Annotated in this window: 18 protein-coding genes; 11 read left to right on the plus strand and 7 right to left on the minus strand. The window is 66.5% G+C overall.

Annotated features, from left to right (window positions below):
- Positions 1-19: 19 nt before the first annotated feature.
- From EGD98_RS15445 to cofG, 3 genes are read left to right on the plus strand one after another with little or no spacing between them, the layout of a single operon-like run.
- Positions 20-400 carry a translation initiation factor IF-5A gene (locus tag EGD98_RS15445; RefSeq protein ID WP_220589255.1) on the plus strand — a complete coding sequence of 127 codons (381 nt, stop codon included), beginning with the start codon at positions 20-22 and terminating at the stop codon, positions 398-400.
- The gene (gene speB, locus EGD98_RS15450; protein WP_220589256.1) at positions 400-1203 is read left to right on the plus strand and encodes an agmatinase; all 804 of its coding nucleotides are present in this window, start codon (positions 400-402) and stop codon (positions 1201-1203) included. The genes EGD98_RS15445 and speB overlap by 1 nt, the downstream gene beginning before the upstream one ends.
- Before the next feature lie 54 nt (positions 1204-1257).
- Positions 1258-2376, plus strand: a complete 1119-nt coding sequence (cofG, locus tag EGD98_RS15455) for a 7,8-didemethyl-8-hydroxy-5-deazariboflavin synthase subunit CofG (RefSeq protein ID WP_220589257.1) — start codon at positions 1258-1260, stop codon at positions 2374-2376.
- On the opposite strand, the gene EGD98_RS15460 is transcribed toward cofG, so the two are convergent.
- Positions 2363-3019: a helix-turn-helix domain-containing protein gene (locus EGD98_RS15460; RefSeq protein WP_220589258.1), complete on the minus strand. Its 657-nt coding sequence runs from the start codon at positions 3017-3019 to the stop codon at positions 2363-2365. The two genes, cofG and EGD98_RS15460, sit on opposite strands and share 14 nt — an antisense overlap.
- A gap of 296 nt (positions 3020-3315) precedes the next feature.
- On the opposite strand from EGD98_RS15460, the gene EGD98_RS15465 reads away from it, so the two are divergent.
- Positions 3316-4674 (plus strand): cytochrome P450, encoded by a 1359-nt coding sequence (locus EGD98_RS15465; RefSeq protein WP_220589259.1) that lies wholly within the window; start codon positions 3316-3318, stop codon positions 4672-4674.
- Here EGD98_RS15465 and EGD98_RS15470 read toward each other — a convergent pair.
- From EGD98_RS15470 to EGD98_RS15480, 3 genes are all read right to left on the minus strand, one after another.
- Complete coding sequence (locus EGD98_RS15470; protein ID WP_220589260.1) at positions 4649-5308, minus strand: hypothetical protein; 660 nt, start codon at positions 5306-5308, stop codon at positions 4649-4651. The genes EGD98_RS15465 and EGD98_RS15470 overlap by 26 nt on opposite strands.
- Before the next feature lie 217 nt (positions 5309-5525).
- The gene (cofH, locus tag EGD98_RS15475) at positions 5526-6866 is read right to left on the minus strand and encodes a 7,8-didemethyl-8-hydroxy-5-deazariboflavin synthase subunit CofH (RefSeq protein ID WP_220589261.1); all 1341 of its coding nucleotides are present in this window, start codon (positions 6864-6866) and stop codon (positions 5526-5528) included.
- Between the two features lie 163 nt (positions 6867-7029).
- Positions 7030-8040, minus strand: coding sequence for a sodium:calcium antiporter (locus EGD98_RS15480; RefSeq protein ID WP_220589262.1), 1011 nt, complete (start codon positions 8038-8040; stop codon positions 7030-7032).
- A 184-nt stretch (positions 8041-8224) separates the two neighbouring features.
- On the opposite strand from EGD98_RS15480, the gene EGD98_RS15485 reads away from it, so the two are divergent.
- Together EGD98_RS15485 and EGD98_RS15490 are read left to right on the plus strand one after the other, a co-directional pair.
- On the plus strand, positions 8225-9100 hold the full coding sequence (locus tag EGD98_RS15485; protein ID WP_220589263.1) for an NAD+ synthase: 876 nt from the start codon (positions 8225-8227) through the stop codon (positions 9098-9100).
- Between the two features lie 71 nt (positions 9101-9171).
- The gene (locus EGD98_RS15490) at positions 9172-10200 is read left to right on the plus strand and encodes a phosphoribosylaminoimidazolesuccinocarboxamide synthase (RefSeq protein ID WP_220589264.1); all 1029 of its coding nucleotides are present in this window, start codon (positions 9172-9174) and stop codon (positions 10198-10200) included.
- Between the two features lie 10 nt (positions 10201-10210).
- On the opposite strand, the gene EGD98_RS15495 is transcribed toward EGD98_RS15490, so the two are convergent.
- Both EGD98_RS15495 and EGD98_RS15500 read right to left on the minus strand, forming a co-directional pair.
- On the minus strand, positions 10211-10423 hold the full coding sequence (locus EGD98_RS15495; protein ID WP_220589265.1) for a hypothetical protein: 213 nt from the start codon (positions 10421-10423) through the stop codon (positions 10211-10213).
- Positions 10424-10538: 115 nt separating this feature from the next.
- Positions 10539-10742, minus strand: a complete 204-nt coding sequence (locus EGD98_RS15500) for a DUF1328 family protein (RefSeq protein ID WP_220589266.1) — start codon at positions 10740-10742, stop codon at positions 10539-10541.
- 202 nt (positions 10743-10944) lie between these two features.
- On the opposite strand from EGD98_RS15500, the gene EGD98_RS15505 reads away from it, so the two are divergent.
- A complete protein-coding gene (locus EGD98_RS15505; RefSeq protein WP_220589267.1) occupies positions 10945-11097 on the plus strand; it encodes a hypothetical protein in 153 nt (50 codons plus the stop codon).
- A 221-nt stretch (positions 11098-11318) separates the two neighbouring features.
- On the opposite strand, the gene EGD98_RS15510 is transcribed toward EGD98_RS15505, so the two are convergent.
- Positions 11319-12296, minus strand: a complete 978-nt coding sequence (locus tag EGD98_RS15510) for a formyltetrahydrofolate deformylase (protein WP_220589268.1) — start codon at positions 12294-12296, stop codon at positions 11319-11321.
- 122 nt (positions 12297-12418) lie between these two features.
- Between EGD98_RS15510 and EGD98_RS15515 the strand changes: the two genes are divergently transcribed.
- The 4 genes from EGD98_RS15515 to purQ are packed head-to-tail and all read left to right on the plus strand — an operon-like array spanning position 12419 to position 14981.
- A complete protein-coding gene (locus EGD98_RS15515; RefSeq protein WP_220589269.1) occupies positions 12419-13300 on the plus strand; it encodes a GAF domain-containing protein in 882 nt (293 codons plus the stop codon).
- 7 nt (positions 13301-13307) lie between these two features.
- Entirely contained in the window at positions 13308-13958 is a 651-nt protein-coding gene (locus EGD98_RS15520) for a DUF7504 family protein (RefSeq protein ID WP_220589270.1), read from the plus strand.
- Positions 13959-13996: 38 nt separating this feature from the next.
- On the plus strand, positions 13997-14248 hold the full coding sequence (gene purS, locus EGD98_RS15525; protein ID WP_220589271.1) for a phosphoribosylformylglycinamidine synthase subunit PurS: 252 nt from the start codon (positions 13997-13999) through the stop codon (positions 14246-14248).
- Positions 14249-14303: 55 nt separating this feature from the next.
- Positions 14304-14981 carry a phosphoribosylformylglycinamidine synthase I gene (gene purQ / locus EGD98_RS15530; RefSeq protein ID WP_220589272.1) on the plus strand — a complete coding sequence of 226 codons (678 nt, stop codon included), beginning with the start codon at positions 14304-14306 and terminating at the stop codon, positions 14979-14981.
- The last annotated feature ends 24 nt before the right edge of the window (positions 14982-15005 follow it).

Genomic DNA, 15005 nt, shown 5'->3' on the forward strand with positions numbered 1-15005 from the left:
ACACCGGCAACACGGCGGTATGGCTCGACAGCAGACGGAAGTTCGTGAACTCGACGAGGGAAGCTACGTGATGATAGACGACACACCGTGTAAAATCGACTCCTACAGCACGGCCAAGCCGGGCAAACACGGCAGCGCGAAGGCCCGCATCGACGCCCGCGGCGTCTTCGACAGCAAGAAGCGCTCGCTCTCCCAGCCCGTCGACGCGAAGATATGGGTCCCCATCGTCGACCGGAAGCAGGGCCAGGTCGTCTCGACCGACGGCGGCGACGCCCAGGTGATGGACCTGGAGACCTACGAGACGTTCACCATGCTGATGCCCGACGACGTGGACCTGGAGCCGGACGACGAGATCGAGTACCTCGAATACGAGGAACAGCGCAAGATTACCCGCTCGTAATGACCTTTCCCGGCGCGGTCGCCGACCGCGAGGCGGCGGCCTACGCCCTCGTGGGGGCCCCGCTCGACGTCTCGACGTCGTTTCGGCCCGGCACCCGCTTTGGCCCGCGCCGCGTCCGTGACTTCGGCGAACAGTTCGACGATTTCGACCACCACACCGGGGCCCACTTTTCCAACCTCGGTGTGTACGACCACGGCGACATCGGCCCCTCGGCCGACACCGCCGAATACCTCACCTACCTCGAGAGCGCCATCAGTGAGTTCGACAGGGACGGCGCTGTCCCCCTGCTGGTCGGCGGCGAGCACACCGTCACCGTCGCCGCCGTCCGCGCGCTGGACCCGGACGTGTTCGTCTGTACCGACGCCCATCTGGACCTCCGGGAGTCCTACGCCGGCGACGACCTCTCGCACGCGACCGTGACCCACCACGCGTTAGATGTGGCCGACCGGGCAGTGGTTCTGGGCGCTCGTACCGGAAGCGAGGCCGAGTGGGAGCGGGCCAGCGAGGGGGACGTGACGGTCGTTCCCCCCGAGGACGTGGCCGACTGGACGCCCGACTTGGACGGCGAGCGGGTCTACTGCTCCGTCGACATCGACGCCGCAGACCCCGGGTTCGCGCCGGGGACCGGCACGCCCGAACCGTTCGGCCTGTCCCCCCGAGAGCTTCAGGACGTCGTGCGAGCGGTCGCCCCCCACGCCGTCGGGTTCGACGTCGTGGAGGTCAACGACCGCGACGACGGTCAGGCCGCGACACTCGCCGCGAAGCTGCTGCGGGCGTTCGTCTTCGCGCACGCCGATGGCTGACCCGCTGACTCTCGTTACTAGACGCTTTTGTCCGTCGGCCACTGACTCGGAGACGTGATTCCGGGCGCCGACGAGTACGACGTCGACATCGCGATCCCCGACAGCGAGGTCCAGCGGCTGCTGTCGGTGATGCCCGAGGACGTCGACGCGGCGCCCGAACTTTCCTACTGCCGGAACGTCTTCGTTCCGCTGACGACGGCGTGTCGGTACACCTGCACCTACTGTACGTACTACGACCCGCCGGGGCAGGCGACGCTCATGACGCCTGAGGAGATACGCGACACCTGCCGGGCCGGCGCGGCGGCGGGCTGTACGGAGGCGCTCTTTACGTTCGGCGACGACCCCGACGACCGCTACACCGAGCTATACGACCAGCTCGCCGAGCTGGGCCACGAGAGCATCCACGAGTACCTCCGGGAGGCCTGCGAGATCGCGCTCTCGGAGGGCCTGCTGCCACACGCCAATCCCGGCGACCAGACCCGCGAGCAGATGGCCACCGTCGCGGACCTGAACGCCTCGATGGGCGTGATGCTGGAGACCACGGCCGACGTCCAGGCCCACGGCGGGCCGCGGGCCAAGTCGCCGGGCCAGCGGCTGGCGACGATTCGGACCGCCGGCGAGCTCGGCGTGCCCTTCACGACGGGTATCCTCGTGGGTATCGGCGAGGACTGGCGCGACCGGGCCGAAAGTATCCTCGCTATCGCGGCGATGCACGAGCGATATGACCACGTTCAGGAGGTCATCGTCCAGCCGGTCGTCGAGAACGAGCGCTGGCGCGGTGGCTCGCCCGACCTGGCGACGATGCGGCGGGCAACGGCGATGGCGCGGGCCGGGCTGCCCGACGACGTCTCGGTCCAGGTCCCGCCCAACCTCGCGCCGGCCCGGGAGCTCGTCGACTGCGGTATCGACGACCTGGGCGGGGTGTCGCCGGTCACCGACGACCACATCAACCCGGACTACGCCTGGCCGGCCCTCGAGGAGCTCGAGGCCGTCGCCGACGCCGCCGGCGTCCCCCTCAGGGAGCGCCTGCCCGTCTACGAGCGGTTCGTCGACGAGGGGTGGTGCCCGTCGGCTATCGAGCGGGCTATCGACGCCGAGGGGGCGGCCGGCCGGCGGTTCCGAGCGGTCCTAGAGCGGGGCGAGAACCCGACGACTGCGGTCAGCTCCGACTGAACTGCGCGAAGACGCGGGCCTCTATCTTGCGGAGGTGTTCACCGACCGTACTGGGCGAACAGTCGAGTGCGTCGGCGAGGTCGTCGTGGGTCGCCTCGCGGGGGTTCGCGTAGTAGCCGCGGTCGATAGCGGTTTCGAGGACGGTCTGCTGGCGCTCGGTGAGACAGGCAAAGAGGTCCCCGGCCCGGGGTTCGCGGTCCCCTGTCTCCAGCAGCTCCACCGTGTAGCCGTCCATCTCCGGCGGCATCGATTCCTGCAGACTCGCCTCGTCGCCGACGAGCGTGAACGCTATCGAGCCGTCGGCGTTCGGGACGATTGGCATCTCGATGAGGCCCGTCGTCTGCTGCTGGGCCAGGAGCATCTGCTCGCTGATTTCGGTCGGCTCGAAGTTGGAGTAGGAGTACCACTGGCCGTCGGCGCCCGTCGTGGTGAACTCCAGCACGTAGTCGTTGTCGGCCATGATACGTTCGAAGTGGTCCTGGTTCCCCCGCGACTCGCCGACCATCACGACGGTCCCGTCTTCGAGCAGCTCGACACGGTGAATGGCCTCTCGCGTGATGTCCTCGGCGGCCGCGAGCTCACCCATCAGCGGATGGAGCGGTTGGTCGCCGACGGGGGCGACCCGGAGCGTCACGTATCGCATACCCGAGCCCAGCGGGCCCTAATATAAATTCACCGTGGATACACGGCAGCAAGTTATCAGTGGACCGATTCGAGGTAACGAACGGGCGGCGCGTCAGGTGTCGGCCACCCCCCACACGGCACCTGGCGGTCCCCGCTGACTACACCAGACCGGTGGCGCTCCTGTGTGTCTGTCTGCGCTGCCGCGGCGTCGCCCGCGCTGACCCCACGACGCCGTGGCCGCTCCCGTTCCTTTTTAATCCCCCACGGATGCGAGGCAGCATAGCCACTGGGTTGTCCCCTGTACAGCTACACACGATGACGGAGACAGACGTCCCGGGGCCGACCGGCCTCCCGCTGCTCGGGAATACGCTCGGCTGGGCTCGGGACCCGCTTGCGTTTCACGAACAGCTCGCCGACTACGGCCGCGTCGCCCGCTACGAGGCGCTCGGACAGGAGCGGTATCTGCTGACCGACCCCGAGGACATAGAGCGTGTGCTGACCGACACCGAGACGTTTCCCAAACACGAGGGCAGCACCGACCAGCTCAGCGAAATCGTTGGCTCGGGATTGCTCACCAGCGAGGGCGAACTGTGGGAGCGCCAGCGCGGGGCCATCCAGCCCGCCTTCTACATGGACCACATCAAGCGGTACGCTGACGTGATGGTCGACCGGACTGCCGCGACCGCCGACCGGTTCACTCATGGCGAGACCGTCGACGTCCACGAAGAGTTGACCCAGACCACGCTGGAGATCCTGCTCGACTGTATGTTCGGGGCGGACGTGGATTTCGAGGACCGGGGACTGTACGACATCGTCAGGACCCTCCAGACCCCACTGGAACCGGACAACCAACCCATCACGCTGTTCGCGCCTGACTGGCTGCCGGTACCGATGTTGCGCCGTGCCGAGCGGGCACGCGGGGAGCTTCGCGAGACGGTGACGGACATCCTCGAACAGCGCCGCGAGAGCGACGCGGACCGGACAGACCTGCTGTCGATGTTGCTCGGCAGTGACACCGCGATGGCCGACGAGCAGGTACGTGACGAGATGCTGACCTTCCTCATCGCGGGCCACGAGACGACGGCGTTGGCCCTGACTTACACGCTCGACCTGCTGTCGCGCAACCCCGAGGCCGAGCGACGGCTCCACGCGGAACTGGACGAGACCCTCTCGGGTCGCCCGACAATCGAGGACGTCTTCGCCTTCGAGTACACCGAGGCCGTCGTCAAGGAATCGATGCGGCTCTACCCGCCGGCCTACGAGATTCGACGCGAGCCGAGCGAACCCGTCCAGTTTGGCGACCACACGGTCCCCGAGGGGTCGCTCCTTCTCCTCCCGGTGTGGGTGCTTCACCGCGACGAGCGGTTCTGGGACGCCCCCGAGCAGTTCCGGCCTGCCCGGTGGCTCGACGCCGATTCGGACCGCCCCGAGTTTGCCTACTTCCCCTTCGGCGGCGGTCCCCGGCGCTGCATCGGTCGACAGTTCGCCATGACGGAGGCGCAGCTGGTGCTCGCGACCCTGCTGTCGGAGTGGCGCTTCGAGCGCGAGTACGAGGGCATGGAGCTCGCACCGGCGGTGACGCTCAAACCGGCGACCGACGTCGAGATGACGCTGCGACGACGGGGGGAAGCCAGCCGACAGGCTCCCGCTACGAGTCGCTCGAACCGTCGCTGAGTTCGATAGTGACCGGCCAGCTGATTCGCCCGACGAACCGAGCGAGCCACCGGCGACTGCTGGCCCACCAGCCGGTGTCTCGCTCGACGACCCGGAGTTCGCTCCCGCGTTTGACGACCGCCTCCCGGTCGCGGAGTCTGGCCACCGCGGTGTCGAGGTATGGTTCCTCGATAGCGAGGTGTTCGCCGAGTTCACGGCGAGTGTGCGGTTCGTCCTGTAGCGTCTCGTGGACCCGACTGGTGACGTAGGACTGATACACCTCGTCGCCGTCGCGGTCGTCGTCCGGAACAGTCGCACCGTCGTGGCGTATCGTCTGGAGGGCATCGAGGACGAACCAGCCGCCGAGGGCGAACAGCCCAGCCGGGAGCCAGACAGGTTCCTCCCCCAGCACGACTCCCGACACACCGTAGAAGATACCCAGCGAAGCGATACCGGCGCGTTCGACGCTGTCGCGGAGGTCGTAGGCATCCGCGACCACGCTAGTCGTCCCCGTGATGCCGGCCACCATCAGCGTCGTCGCGAGAGACGTCGGTGACACGTCGAACACCCACAGGACGGCGACCACGACAGCCACGCCCAGAAGTGTCGATCCGTTACATCGCGTACGGAGGGCGTCGAGGACGCGATGGGACATACCAAACTGTTCTGGCACCGTATGCCTGAAAGTGTCGATTGCATGTCTGTTCCCAGTGGTGTGAGCGGGGCGTTCGTCCGGGACACCTAGATAGCTAGGTGATATCTATAATACCGTCCGAACAGTAACTCAGTATGTACCCGGGCGTGCCTCTGACAGCCCTCCCGGGTGAATTTTGTACTAGTGAGTGACCACCAGTGCCCGCCACATCTCACAGTCACCGGACCAGCGGCGTCCCGTCGGCACGCGGCCCGAGTGTCGGCCCCAGCACGTCGGCGTCGGGGTCGACGACCCGCCGGTGCTCGTAGTCCGTCGAGCGCTCGACGGGCGTCCGGCCGATGGCGGTTATCATGTCGACGTACTCCCGCACCGAGCGGAACTCGCCGTAGTCTCCACCGGCCCGCTTGGTTATCTCTTCGGAGAGGATGGTCCCCATGAAGTCGTCGGCACCGCAGGTGAGCATCTTCAGCCCGCCCGAGTCCCCGTATTTCACCCACGAGGACTGGATGTGGGCGACGTTATCGAGGAAAAGCCGTGAGACGGCTATCATCAGTTCGTCTTCGTCGGCGCTTGCCCCACCCTCGACCATGCCGCGGTCGTACAGCGGCGTCTCCTCGTGGACGAAGGAGAGCGGGACGAACTCGGTAATGGAGCCGGTCCGGTCCTGGAGTTTGCGGACCTTCCGGAGGTGTTCGACCCGGTGTCGGGCGTTCTCGACGTGGCCGTACATGATGGTCGCCGTCGTTCCCAGACCCACGTCGGCGGCGGCTTCCATCGCCTCGATCCACTCGGCGCTCCCGATTTTCCCGGGGCAGATGACCTCCCGGACCTCGTCGACGAGAATCTCGGCTGCGGTCCCGGGGACGCTGTCGAGGCCGGCGTCTTTCAGGCGCTGGAACACCTCGCGATAAGACCAGTCGGTCCCCCGCCGGGCGTGGTAGGCCTCTTCGGGCGTCATCGAGTGGACGTGGACGCCGCCGACGTCCATCGCCCGAATCTGCTCGCAGTAGGTCCCCGGGTCCGTGTCGTACTCGCTCGCCGGCCGGTAGTTCAGGTCGCCCCGGTCGCTGGCTTCGAGTATCTCGACGTGCTCGGCGTCGAGCGCGAGCGCGGGGTGGAGGCCCGACACCGAACACACCTCGTAGATGCCGCGGTCCAGCGCGTCTTCGACGATCTCGCGGGACTCGGCGGGCGTCTTGGTGAACCCGCCGTGTTCCTGCTGATAGTCGCTGCGGAACTGCTCTGAGCGGTCCTTGAAGTTACAGAACAGACAGCCCGTGTTACACGCCGTGGTGACGTTGTTGTTGAGGTTCGCGACGAAGGTGACCTCGTCCCCGACGACTTCGGCCCGGCGACGGTCGGCGGCTTCGAGCACCAGCTCCTTGCGACGGCGGTGGATACCCTCGACGTCGGTCCCCGTCGTGATGAGTTCGACGCCGTCGGCCACCGTCAACCGCTCGCCCGCCCTGGCCTTCGCCAGGGCGTTCTCGAAGGACTGGTCGGTCACCGGCTGCTGGGCGAACTCGATATCGCCGGCCGGTGGCGTCGCGTCCGACATTACCGGAGAGTAGGGGACGACCGAGAAAAACGTGTGGTTCCACCCCTAGTCACGTCACGTTGTGTAAGGGGTTTTGAGAACAGCCAGAAAGCCCCGCTAACAACGGCTTGTGAAGTTATCGTGAACAGTCTCTACGCTGCCCTCGACGTCGAGAATATCTACATCAGCTAGGCAAAATTCCGGTGATAATGCTAGCCGTCTCGGCGACGACCCAGGTGACGAACACGAGATACGCACCCAGCAGGACGTACGATTCCAGCGTCGAGAGCGCGAGGTCCGTCCGCAGCGCGGTAAAGAGGAGGATTGTCGCGCCGGTGAGGACGCCGAACATCGGTACCGCCATCGCGAAGTCGACGGTCCAGGTGCCGATGATGAGGACGCCGACGGGAATCGCCACCAGCAGGTCGAAGGTGTTCGACCCGAGGACGTTGGCCAGCGACGTGACGCCGCGACCGTCACGGGCGGCCCTGACACTGACGAGGGTGTCCGGGAGGCTCGTGGCCGCCGCGAGGATGGTCACGCCCAGCAGGAACTCCTCGACGCCGAACGCGAGACCGATTTCCTCGACCGAGTGGACCAGTCGTTCGACGGCGAGGAGGATGACGAGCAGTCCCGAAAGCAGGAAGAGCCACTGACGGCGGACGTCGATGCCCTCGGCCTCGTCGGAGTCCTGCTCGTAGTCGGCAGTGTCCTGATACTGGATGAAGATGTACAGCCCGTAGAGCGCAAGCGGGATAACCGCAAGCGAGCGGGTGACGGTCCCCGACAGCGTCGCCGGACCTGGGTAGTAGATGACCGCCAGCGCGAACGTGATGAGCAGGACCGACACCGCGAGCATGTAGAACTGCGCCTCCTTGTAGACGAGCGTGCGGTTCGAATCGACGTCCTCGTCGGTGGCGATACCGGCGACGGCCGGGATGACGAGCACGTTGAAGATGGCCGACCCGACGATGGCGCCGACGCCCAGCGGCATCGACCCGCCGATGGCCGCGACGACCACCGTCGCCAGTTCCGGGAACGACGAGCCGACGGCGACGATGATGGCGCCCTGGACCACGTCTGGCAGTCCGTAGTAGGCCGCCAGCCGCTCGCTGGCCGCCTCCAGCCAGTCGCTGCCCTTCCAGATGGCCGCCGTCGCGGCGAGGATGAAGCCGATGTCGACCAGCAGTGCCATTGTGGGGTCCGTCCAGCGCCCGAACTAAAGCGATTCCCATCGGCGCCACTCGCACTGGTGGTGTCCCCGGGTGGTTCAGACCTTCGCACTAGCAGTGTGCCCGAGTGTTTCATGTGTTTAAGGAGTAGGCGTATTAGTCGCCGTTCGAGTCATCTTAACGTAGTAACAATACGCGCGTACAATTATGAAGGACGAACCACAGCGACACGCGAGTTCGTTCGCTCACGAGACCCAGGACGTGGCGGCGGTCGAATCGACCGTCCGGGCGTTCCTGCGCGAACGCGTCGACGGCGCCGGTGTGGACGGCGTCGTCGTCGCGATGAGCGGCGGGCTCGATTCGACGGTGACGGCGACGCTGGCCGTCCGGGCGCTCGGCCCCGACCGCGTGCTCGGGCTGGGGCTGCCCTGTCACAAGACCGACGCCTCGGCGACGATGGAGGCGAGCGTCGTCGCCGACCACCTCGGCATCGAGTTCAAGCGGGTCCACCTCCAGCCGCTCCTGCAGGGGTTCGAACAGCAACTCGCCCCGGACCTGGCTGGCGAGGAGCCCCGCGGCCCGACGCCGACGCCGGACCGGGCCCGACACAACGTCATCGCCCGGCTCCGAATGTGCTGTACGTACTACGCCGCCAACCGGCGGAATCGACTGGTCGTCGGCACGGCGAACCGTTCCGAGCTCCTGCTTGGGTACGTCACGAAGTACGGCGACGGTGCCGCCGACCTGTTCCCGCTGGGCGGGCTCTACAAGACCGAGGTCCGGGCGCTGGCCGGCCACCTCGGGCTGCCCGACCCCATCGTGGAGAAGGTCCCGACCACGGGCCGGTACCCCGGTCAGACCGACGCCGACGACCTCGGGGCGACCTACGACGTCATCGACTCGCTGCTGTACCGGGTCATCGAGGAGGGCGACCCGGTCGACGTGGCCGCGGGGGCGCTCGATATCGACGAATCGACGGCGCAGCGATTGATTTCGATGTGTGTCGAGACCGCACACAAGCGGACGATGCCACCTGTCGCGGACATCGGCGGCCGCAGCCGCCAGCCGACGGCCGAGGACTGAGTCGTCACGGGCGCCCTGTCTTCGCTCTCGGTATGAGAAACGTCTTTGTCACCCGTCCCAAATCGCCGCCAATGACGAGCGTCAAGGAGTTCCGCGTCGACGAGCCGGCGACCGCCACCGACCTCGGCCGGGGCTCGTTCGTGTTCACGGACGACTACTCGGTGTTCGACTGGGGGAAGATGCCCGACGAGATTCCGGACAAGGGCGCCTCGCTCTGTACGATGGGTGCGTACAACTTCCAGCTACTGGAGGCAAACCACGTGCCGACCCACTACGAAGGGGTGCGGACAGACGGCGACATCATGGACCTCGGCGAGGCCCTCGCGGCCGGCACGCCGCCCGAGGAGATGGTCATCTCGCTCACCCAGGTCCCGGACCTCCCCGAGCGCGACGGCGAGTACGACTACGACGCCTACCACGCCGACGCGGGCGAGAACTACCTCATCCCCCTGGAGATCGTCTTCCGGAACCGCGTCGGGACCGGCTCCTCGCTGCGACGACGGACCGACCCCGCCGACCACGGTCTGGACTTCGAGACGTGGCCCGACCGCGTCGTCGAACTGGACGAGCCCATCGTCGAGTTCTCCACGAAGTACGAGGAGCAGGACCGCTATCTCGACCGCGAGGCGGCCGACCGCATCGCCGGGACAGCGAGCCTCGACCGGCTGGAGGAACTGGCACTCGCGGTCGACCACATCGTCACCGACACCGCCGCCGAGGCCGACCTCGTCCACGAGGACGGCAAGATCGAGTGTCTCTACCACGACGGACAGGTCCGCGTTGCCGACGTGGTCGGCACCTTCGACGAGAACCGCTTCTCCTACGACGGCCAGCAGGTATCGAAGGAGGTCATCCGCCAGTATCACAAGCGAACCCAGCCCGAGTGGGTCGAGGCCGTCGGCGACGCGAAGGAGCGGGCCACCGCCGAGGGTATCGCGGACTGGAAATCGCTGTGTGACACGTCACCGGAGTCACTCGACGACGACGTCATCGGGGCCGCTCGGGACCTCTACTGTGCCGGGACGAACGCCTACGTCGACGGTGAGGTCTTCGACGCGCCGCCGCTCGCCGACGCAGTCGACGCCGTGGGAGACCTCTGAGCGGCGCGCGTCAGAGCAGCACGAACACGATGCCGACCACGAAGAGGAGTATCAGGACCAGGTTGGCGAGACGCATCAGCTGCCCCCCGATACCCCGATAGGCGAGCACGCTGGTCACAGCGGCGAGCAGGAAGAGCACGAACAGTCCCTCCGCGGTCCCGCGGCCGGACTGCAACGCCGACAGCCAGATGGTATCGCGGAGAGCGAGTGCTGTGAGGGACACGCACGCAGTTGACAGCTCACGCATTTGGCTCACCAGCGTCGTTTAGCCGGTATCGCTCGCCTACCCGGGACTCCACAGCGTCCGGGCTAAGGCGGTCCGAACCTGCTGTGGTCCGCTACAGTAGGAAGGTGACGACCGCCAGTACGATGAAGATGATGACCAGCCACTTCGCGATGTCCATGCTGAGGCCGGCGATGCCGCGGGCGCCAAGCACCGCGGCGACCAGCGCCAAGACCAGGAAGAGGACCGCGAGACCGAGTAGTCCGTCGACCTGGAGGGGGACGAGTTGCGTCGGCGGGAGTGTCTGGCTGAGTGCCATACCGTCAGTTCTACGCTCAAAGACTTGACATGAACGGGTCGTTCACCCCGGTATGACTGGCTTACCCCGGTGAGACGGTATCGGAGGGGGTTCACTGGGGCTGTGGGGTAATATAGCATCAGTCAGGGGTGTATCGGAGTGTCGTCGCCCGGAGCCGAGCTGCCGGGGAAGATTAATAATGATAAATAGTGTAGTTTTACGTATGATGGGGAAAGCATACACCTGTTCGGACTGCGGTGAACGGGTCAGTACCACCGAGATAGTCAGTTCCACGGCGTCCGAGCGCGCGGCGCTCCGGGACGGCGACTATCTCTGTGTCACCTGTCGACAGCAGCGCCAGCTGACGAGCCCGTAGTCGGACACGCGCTGTCTTCGGTCCGCTATTGCTTGGCTCACGGCTCGCTTCGCTCCACGGGCCACTCCGTTCCCCGTTCCGCCTCGAGGGCCGTGCTACGCACACCCCCCTCGCTTCGCTCACCGTTCGCGTTCGAGGGTCGCGACCCTCGCTAGTCGTCTGCCTCTGTGAGGCCGACGTCTACGGACTCAGACACGCGCTACCGCGCGGTCTTCGCTGGTCTAGTCATCGGCCTCTGCCTCCGGTTCGTCCTCCTCGGCAACGAACTCGCCGAGCCCGTCGATAGGCCGGTCGGGGTTCTCGTCGTCGAGGTCTTCGGGCGCGCCCAGTTGCGCGTCGGTGTTCTCGGGGTCCCGGAGCTTCGTCCGGCCGCGGTGGACCGTCACCTCGTCGCTGAGGTGGAGCTTGATGGCCTCGATGAGCGCCTCGGCTTCCAGCGGCTGGCCCAGCGTCTGGAGTTCCTCCTCGGTGGCGTCGTCGGGGACGTTAAAGGCCCGCTGGGTGATGATCGGCCCCTGGTCGAGGTCGGTCGTCACGTAGTGGGCGGTGACGCCGGCGATGCGGACCCCCTCCTCGATGGCCTGCATATACGCCGAGGCGCCGGGAAAGGCCGGCAGGAGACTCGGGTGAACGTTGATAATCCGGCTCTCGTAGCGGAAGACGACGTCCGGCGAGAGGATGCGCATGTACCGGGCCAGCGCGATGAGGTCCGCGTCGTACTCGGCGAGCAGTTCGAGCAGGCGCTCCTCGTCGGGCGTGCCCTTCTCGTCGCCGATGTCGTGGAACGGGACGTCGTACTTCTGGGCGAGCGGTTCCAGGTCGTCGTGGTTGCCGATGACGACCTCGATGTCCGCGCCGAGGTCACCGTTGGCCCAGGACTCGAAGAGGGCTTCGAGACAGTGTGATTCCTTCGTCACGAGGACTGCGATGGACTGGGTCTCGCGGTCGGCGGGGAACCGGACCTGCGTGTCGACGCCGAGTTCCTCGCCCAGTTCGGTCAGGTCCTCACGGAGTGTCTCCTCCGTCGTCACCATATCGGCGGTGTCGACGTGCATCGTCATCCGGAAGACGCCCTCTCGGACCGCCTGGTCCAGGTCCTCGATGTTGATGCCGCGCTCGAAGAGCAGCGACGTGACTTCGGCGATGAGCCCCGTGTCGTCCTCGCCGACGACGGTAATCTCGGTCAGCGCGTGCCTCACAGTCGGCACCTCCGGGCGGTCTGGGTAGTCATTGCCCCGCAGTTCGGCGGGCGCTATGCAAAAGGCTTCGTTTTCAGACAACTGGCGATATAGCTTAGTCCTTCCAGTTGTAACCCGAGCACGTGAGCGCCGAGTTGCCGACCGTCGTCTGTGTCGACGGCGACGACGAAACACGCAGTGCGACGGTCGAGGCACTGGAGACTGCAGGGTTCGAGGTCCGACCGTGTGACTCCGTTGTGGCCGTCGAAACTGCCATGGACGACAGCGTCGGCTGTGTCGTAACGACAGCCACGCTCCCCGACGGGGATGGATTCGACGTGGTCGAACTGGTTCGGGACCGCCGTCCGGACTGTCCCTGTATCTTCTTTACGGGTGACCCGCCGGCCGACCTGCCCCGGGGTGGACGCGACCAGGTCGTCGAGTACGTCCCGCGGTCGGTCCCGGGGGCCCACGACCGCCTCGTCGAGGTCGTCACAGCCGCAGCGACCGAAGTGACGCAGGCGGCCTACCCACTCCCCGAGGACGAGACCGAACGGCTGGCCGCCCTCGCCGAGTACGACGTCGATGAGCTCTCGGCGCTGGATACCTTCGAACGGCTGACGTCGCTGATAACCTCTCACTTCGACATCGACGTGGCCTTCGTCGGGCTGGTCGGCGCCCAGGAGGAGCGCTTCGTCGCCTGTGAGGGGGCGAACTGGCGGACGCTTTCCCGCGAGGACACCATCTGTACGCACACTATCCTCACGGACGACGTGATGGTCGTCGAGAACGTCCAGGAGGACCCGCGATTCGCCGCTGTCGAGCGCCTCGAAGAACTCGATATCAGGTCCTACGCCGGCGCCCGCATCACCGACGACGACGGGAACGCACTGGGCGCGGTCTGCTGTATCCACGGCGAACCCCGGTCGTACACGCAGGCCGAGCGTGAGGACCTCAGACGCTTCGCCGACGAAGTCCAAGAGCAGCTGGCACTGCGCCGTCGACTGGGAATGGGGGGTGATTGACGTGTCGATGCGACACGGCAGCCGCTACGAGTTTCCGGGCCTCCCACTGAACAGCGTCGACGCGGGGACGAACCTGCTGCTGACCGGGCCGACGCTGGAAGGCGCCCGCGAGCTACTGCTTCGGCTGTTGCTCGGCGACGACGGGGTGCTGATAATCACCGCCGACACCAGCGCTCGCAAGGTGCTCGCGGCGTTCGAGGACGTCGGCGGGCGCATCGACCGCGAGCGAGTTCGTGTCGTCAGCTGCACCCAGGAGCGCGACGACGACCTCGGTGAGTTCGTCTCGTCGGTCGGCTCGCCCGGCGACCTCACCGGCATCGGTATCGAGTATTCGGGCCAGTACGAACAGGTGTATGCCCGCGGCTACGACACCGTGCGGACGGGCATCTACACGCTGACGCCCCTGCTGGTGTACAGCGAGGACGTCCGGCCGGTCTTCCGCTTCGTCAACACGGTCACCAGCCGTATCCGGACCGCCGACGGGCTGGGCATCTGTGCTATCGACCCCTCGGCCCACGACGAGCAGGTGGTAAACAGTATCGCCCAGCCGTTCGACGCCCGCGTCGACGTCCGTGAGGTCGACGGCACCATCGAGCTTCGTGTCACGGGACTGCCCGACCAGCCCGCCGAGTGGACGACCGTCCCGGCGCTGGAATAACACAAGCGTTTTCTCCACCGCCCGCCCGGTGCTCAGTAATGACTGCCTTTACCGCGACCGTCACGGTCCGGCTGAAACGCGGAGTGCTCGACCCCGAGGCCGAGACCACGCAGCGCTCGCTCGAACGCCTCGGCTTCGAACTGGCGGACCTGCGCTCGGCTGACGTGTTCGAACTCGACCTCGACGCCGAGGACGCCGAGGACGCCGCCGACCGCGCCGAGGAGATGGCCGAACGGCTGCTGGCGAACCCGACCATCCACGACTACGACGTGGCGGTCGCCGAGCAATAATGACCATCGCCTCCACCATGACGGCGATTCTCTGTTCCCACACAGGGTGGTCACTGTGACAATCTCCGTCATCCAGTTCGGCGGCTCGAACTGCGACCGCGACTCCGTCCAGGCCCTCGAAGCCATGGGCTTTGACGCCGAACTCGTCTGGCACGAGGACGGCCTGCCCGAGGACACCACGGGTATCATGCTCCCCGGCGGCTTCTCGTACGGCGACTACCTCCGAGCCGGTGCGATGGCGGCCCGCTCGCCAATCATGCAGGAGGTTCGCGAGGCCGCCGCCGACGGGACGCCGGTGCTCGGCGTCTGCAACGGCGCCCAGATCGGCTGTGAGTCCTCGCTGACCCCCGGTGCGTTCACCACCAACGAGAGCGCCCGCTTCCAGTGTGAGCACGTCCATCTGCGCGTCGAGAACGCCGATACCCCCTGGACGAGCCAGTACGAGGAGGGCGAGGTTATCGAGCTCCCCATCGCCCACGGCGAGGGGCGCTACGAGATTACCGACGACCGCCTCGACGAACTCGAAGCCGACGGTCGTATCCTCTTCAAGTACTGCGACGCCGATGGCGAGGTCTCGCCCGAAGCCAACCCCAACGGCTCGAAACACGCCGTCGCCGGTGTCACCGGCGACTCTGACCACGTCGCCGTGATGATGCCCCACCCCGAGCGCGCCTCGCTCGAAGACCTGGGCCGCACAGACGGCCAGCCGGTGCTGTCCGGGTTCGCCGAGTAGGGCCCCAGAGACCGCTTTTTCGTA

Origin of the sequence: Haloarcula salinisoli (assembly GCF_019599405.1) — an archaeon.
GTDB lineage: Archaea > Halobacteriota > Halobacteria > Halobacteriales > Haloarculaceae > Haloarcula > Haloarcula salinisoli.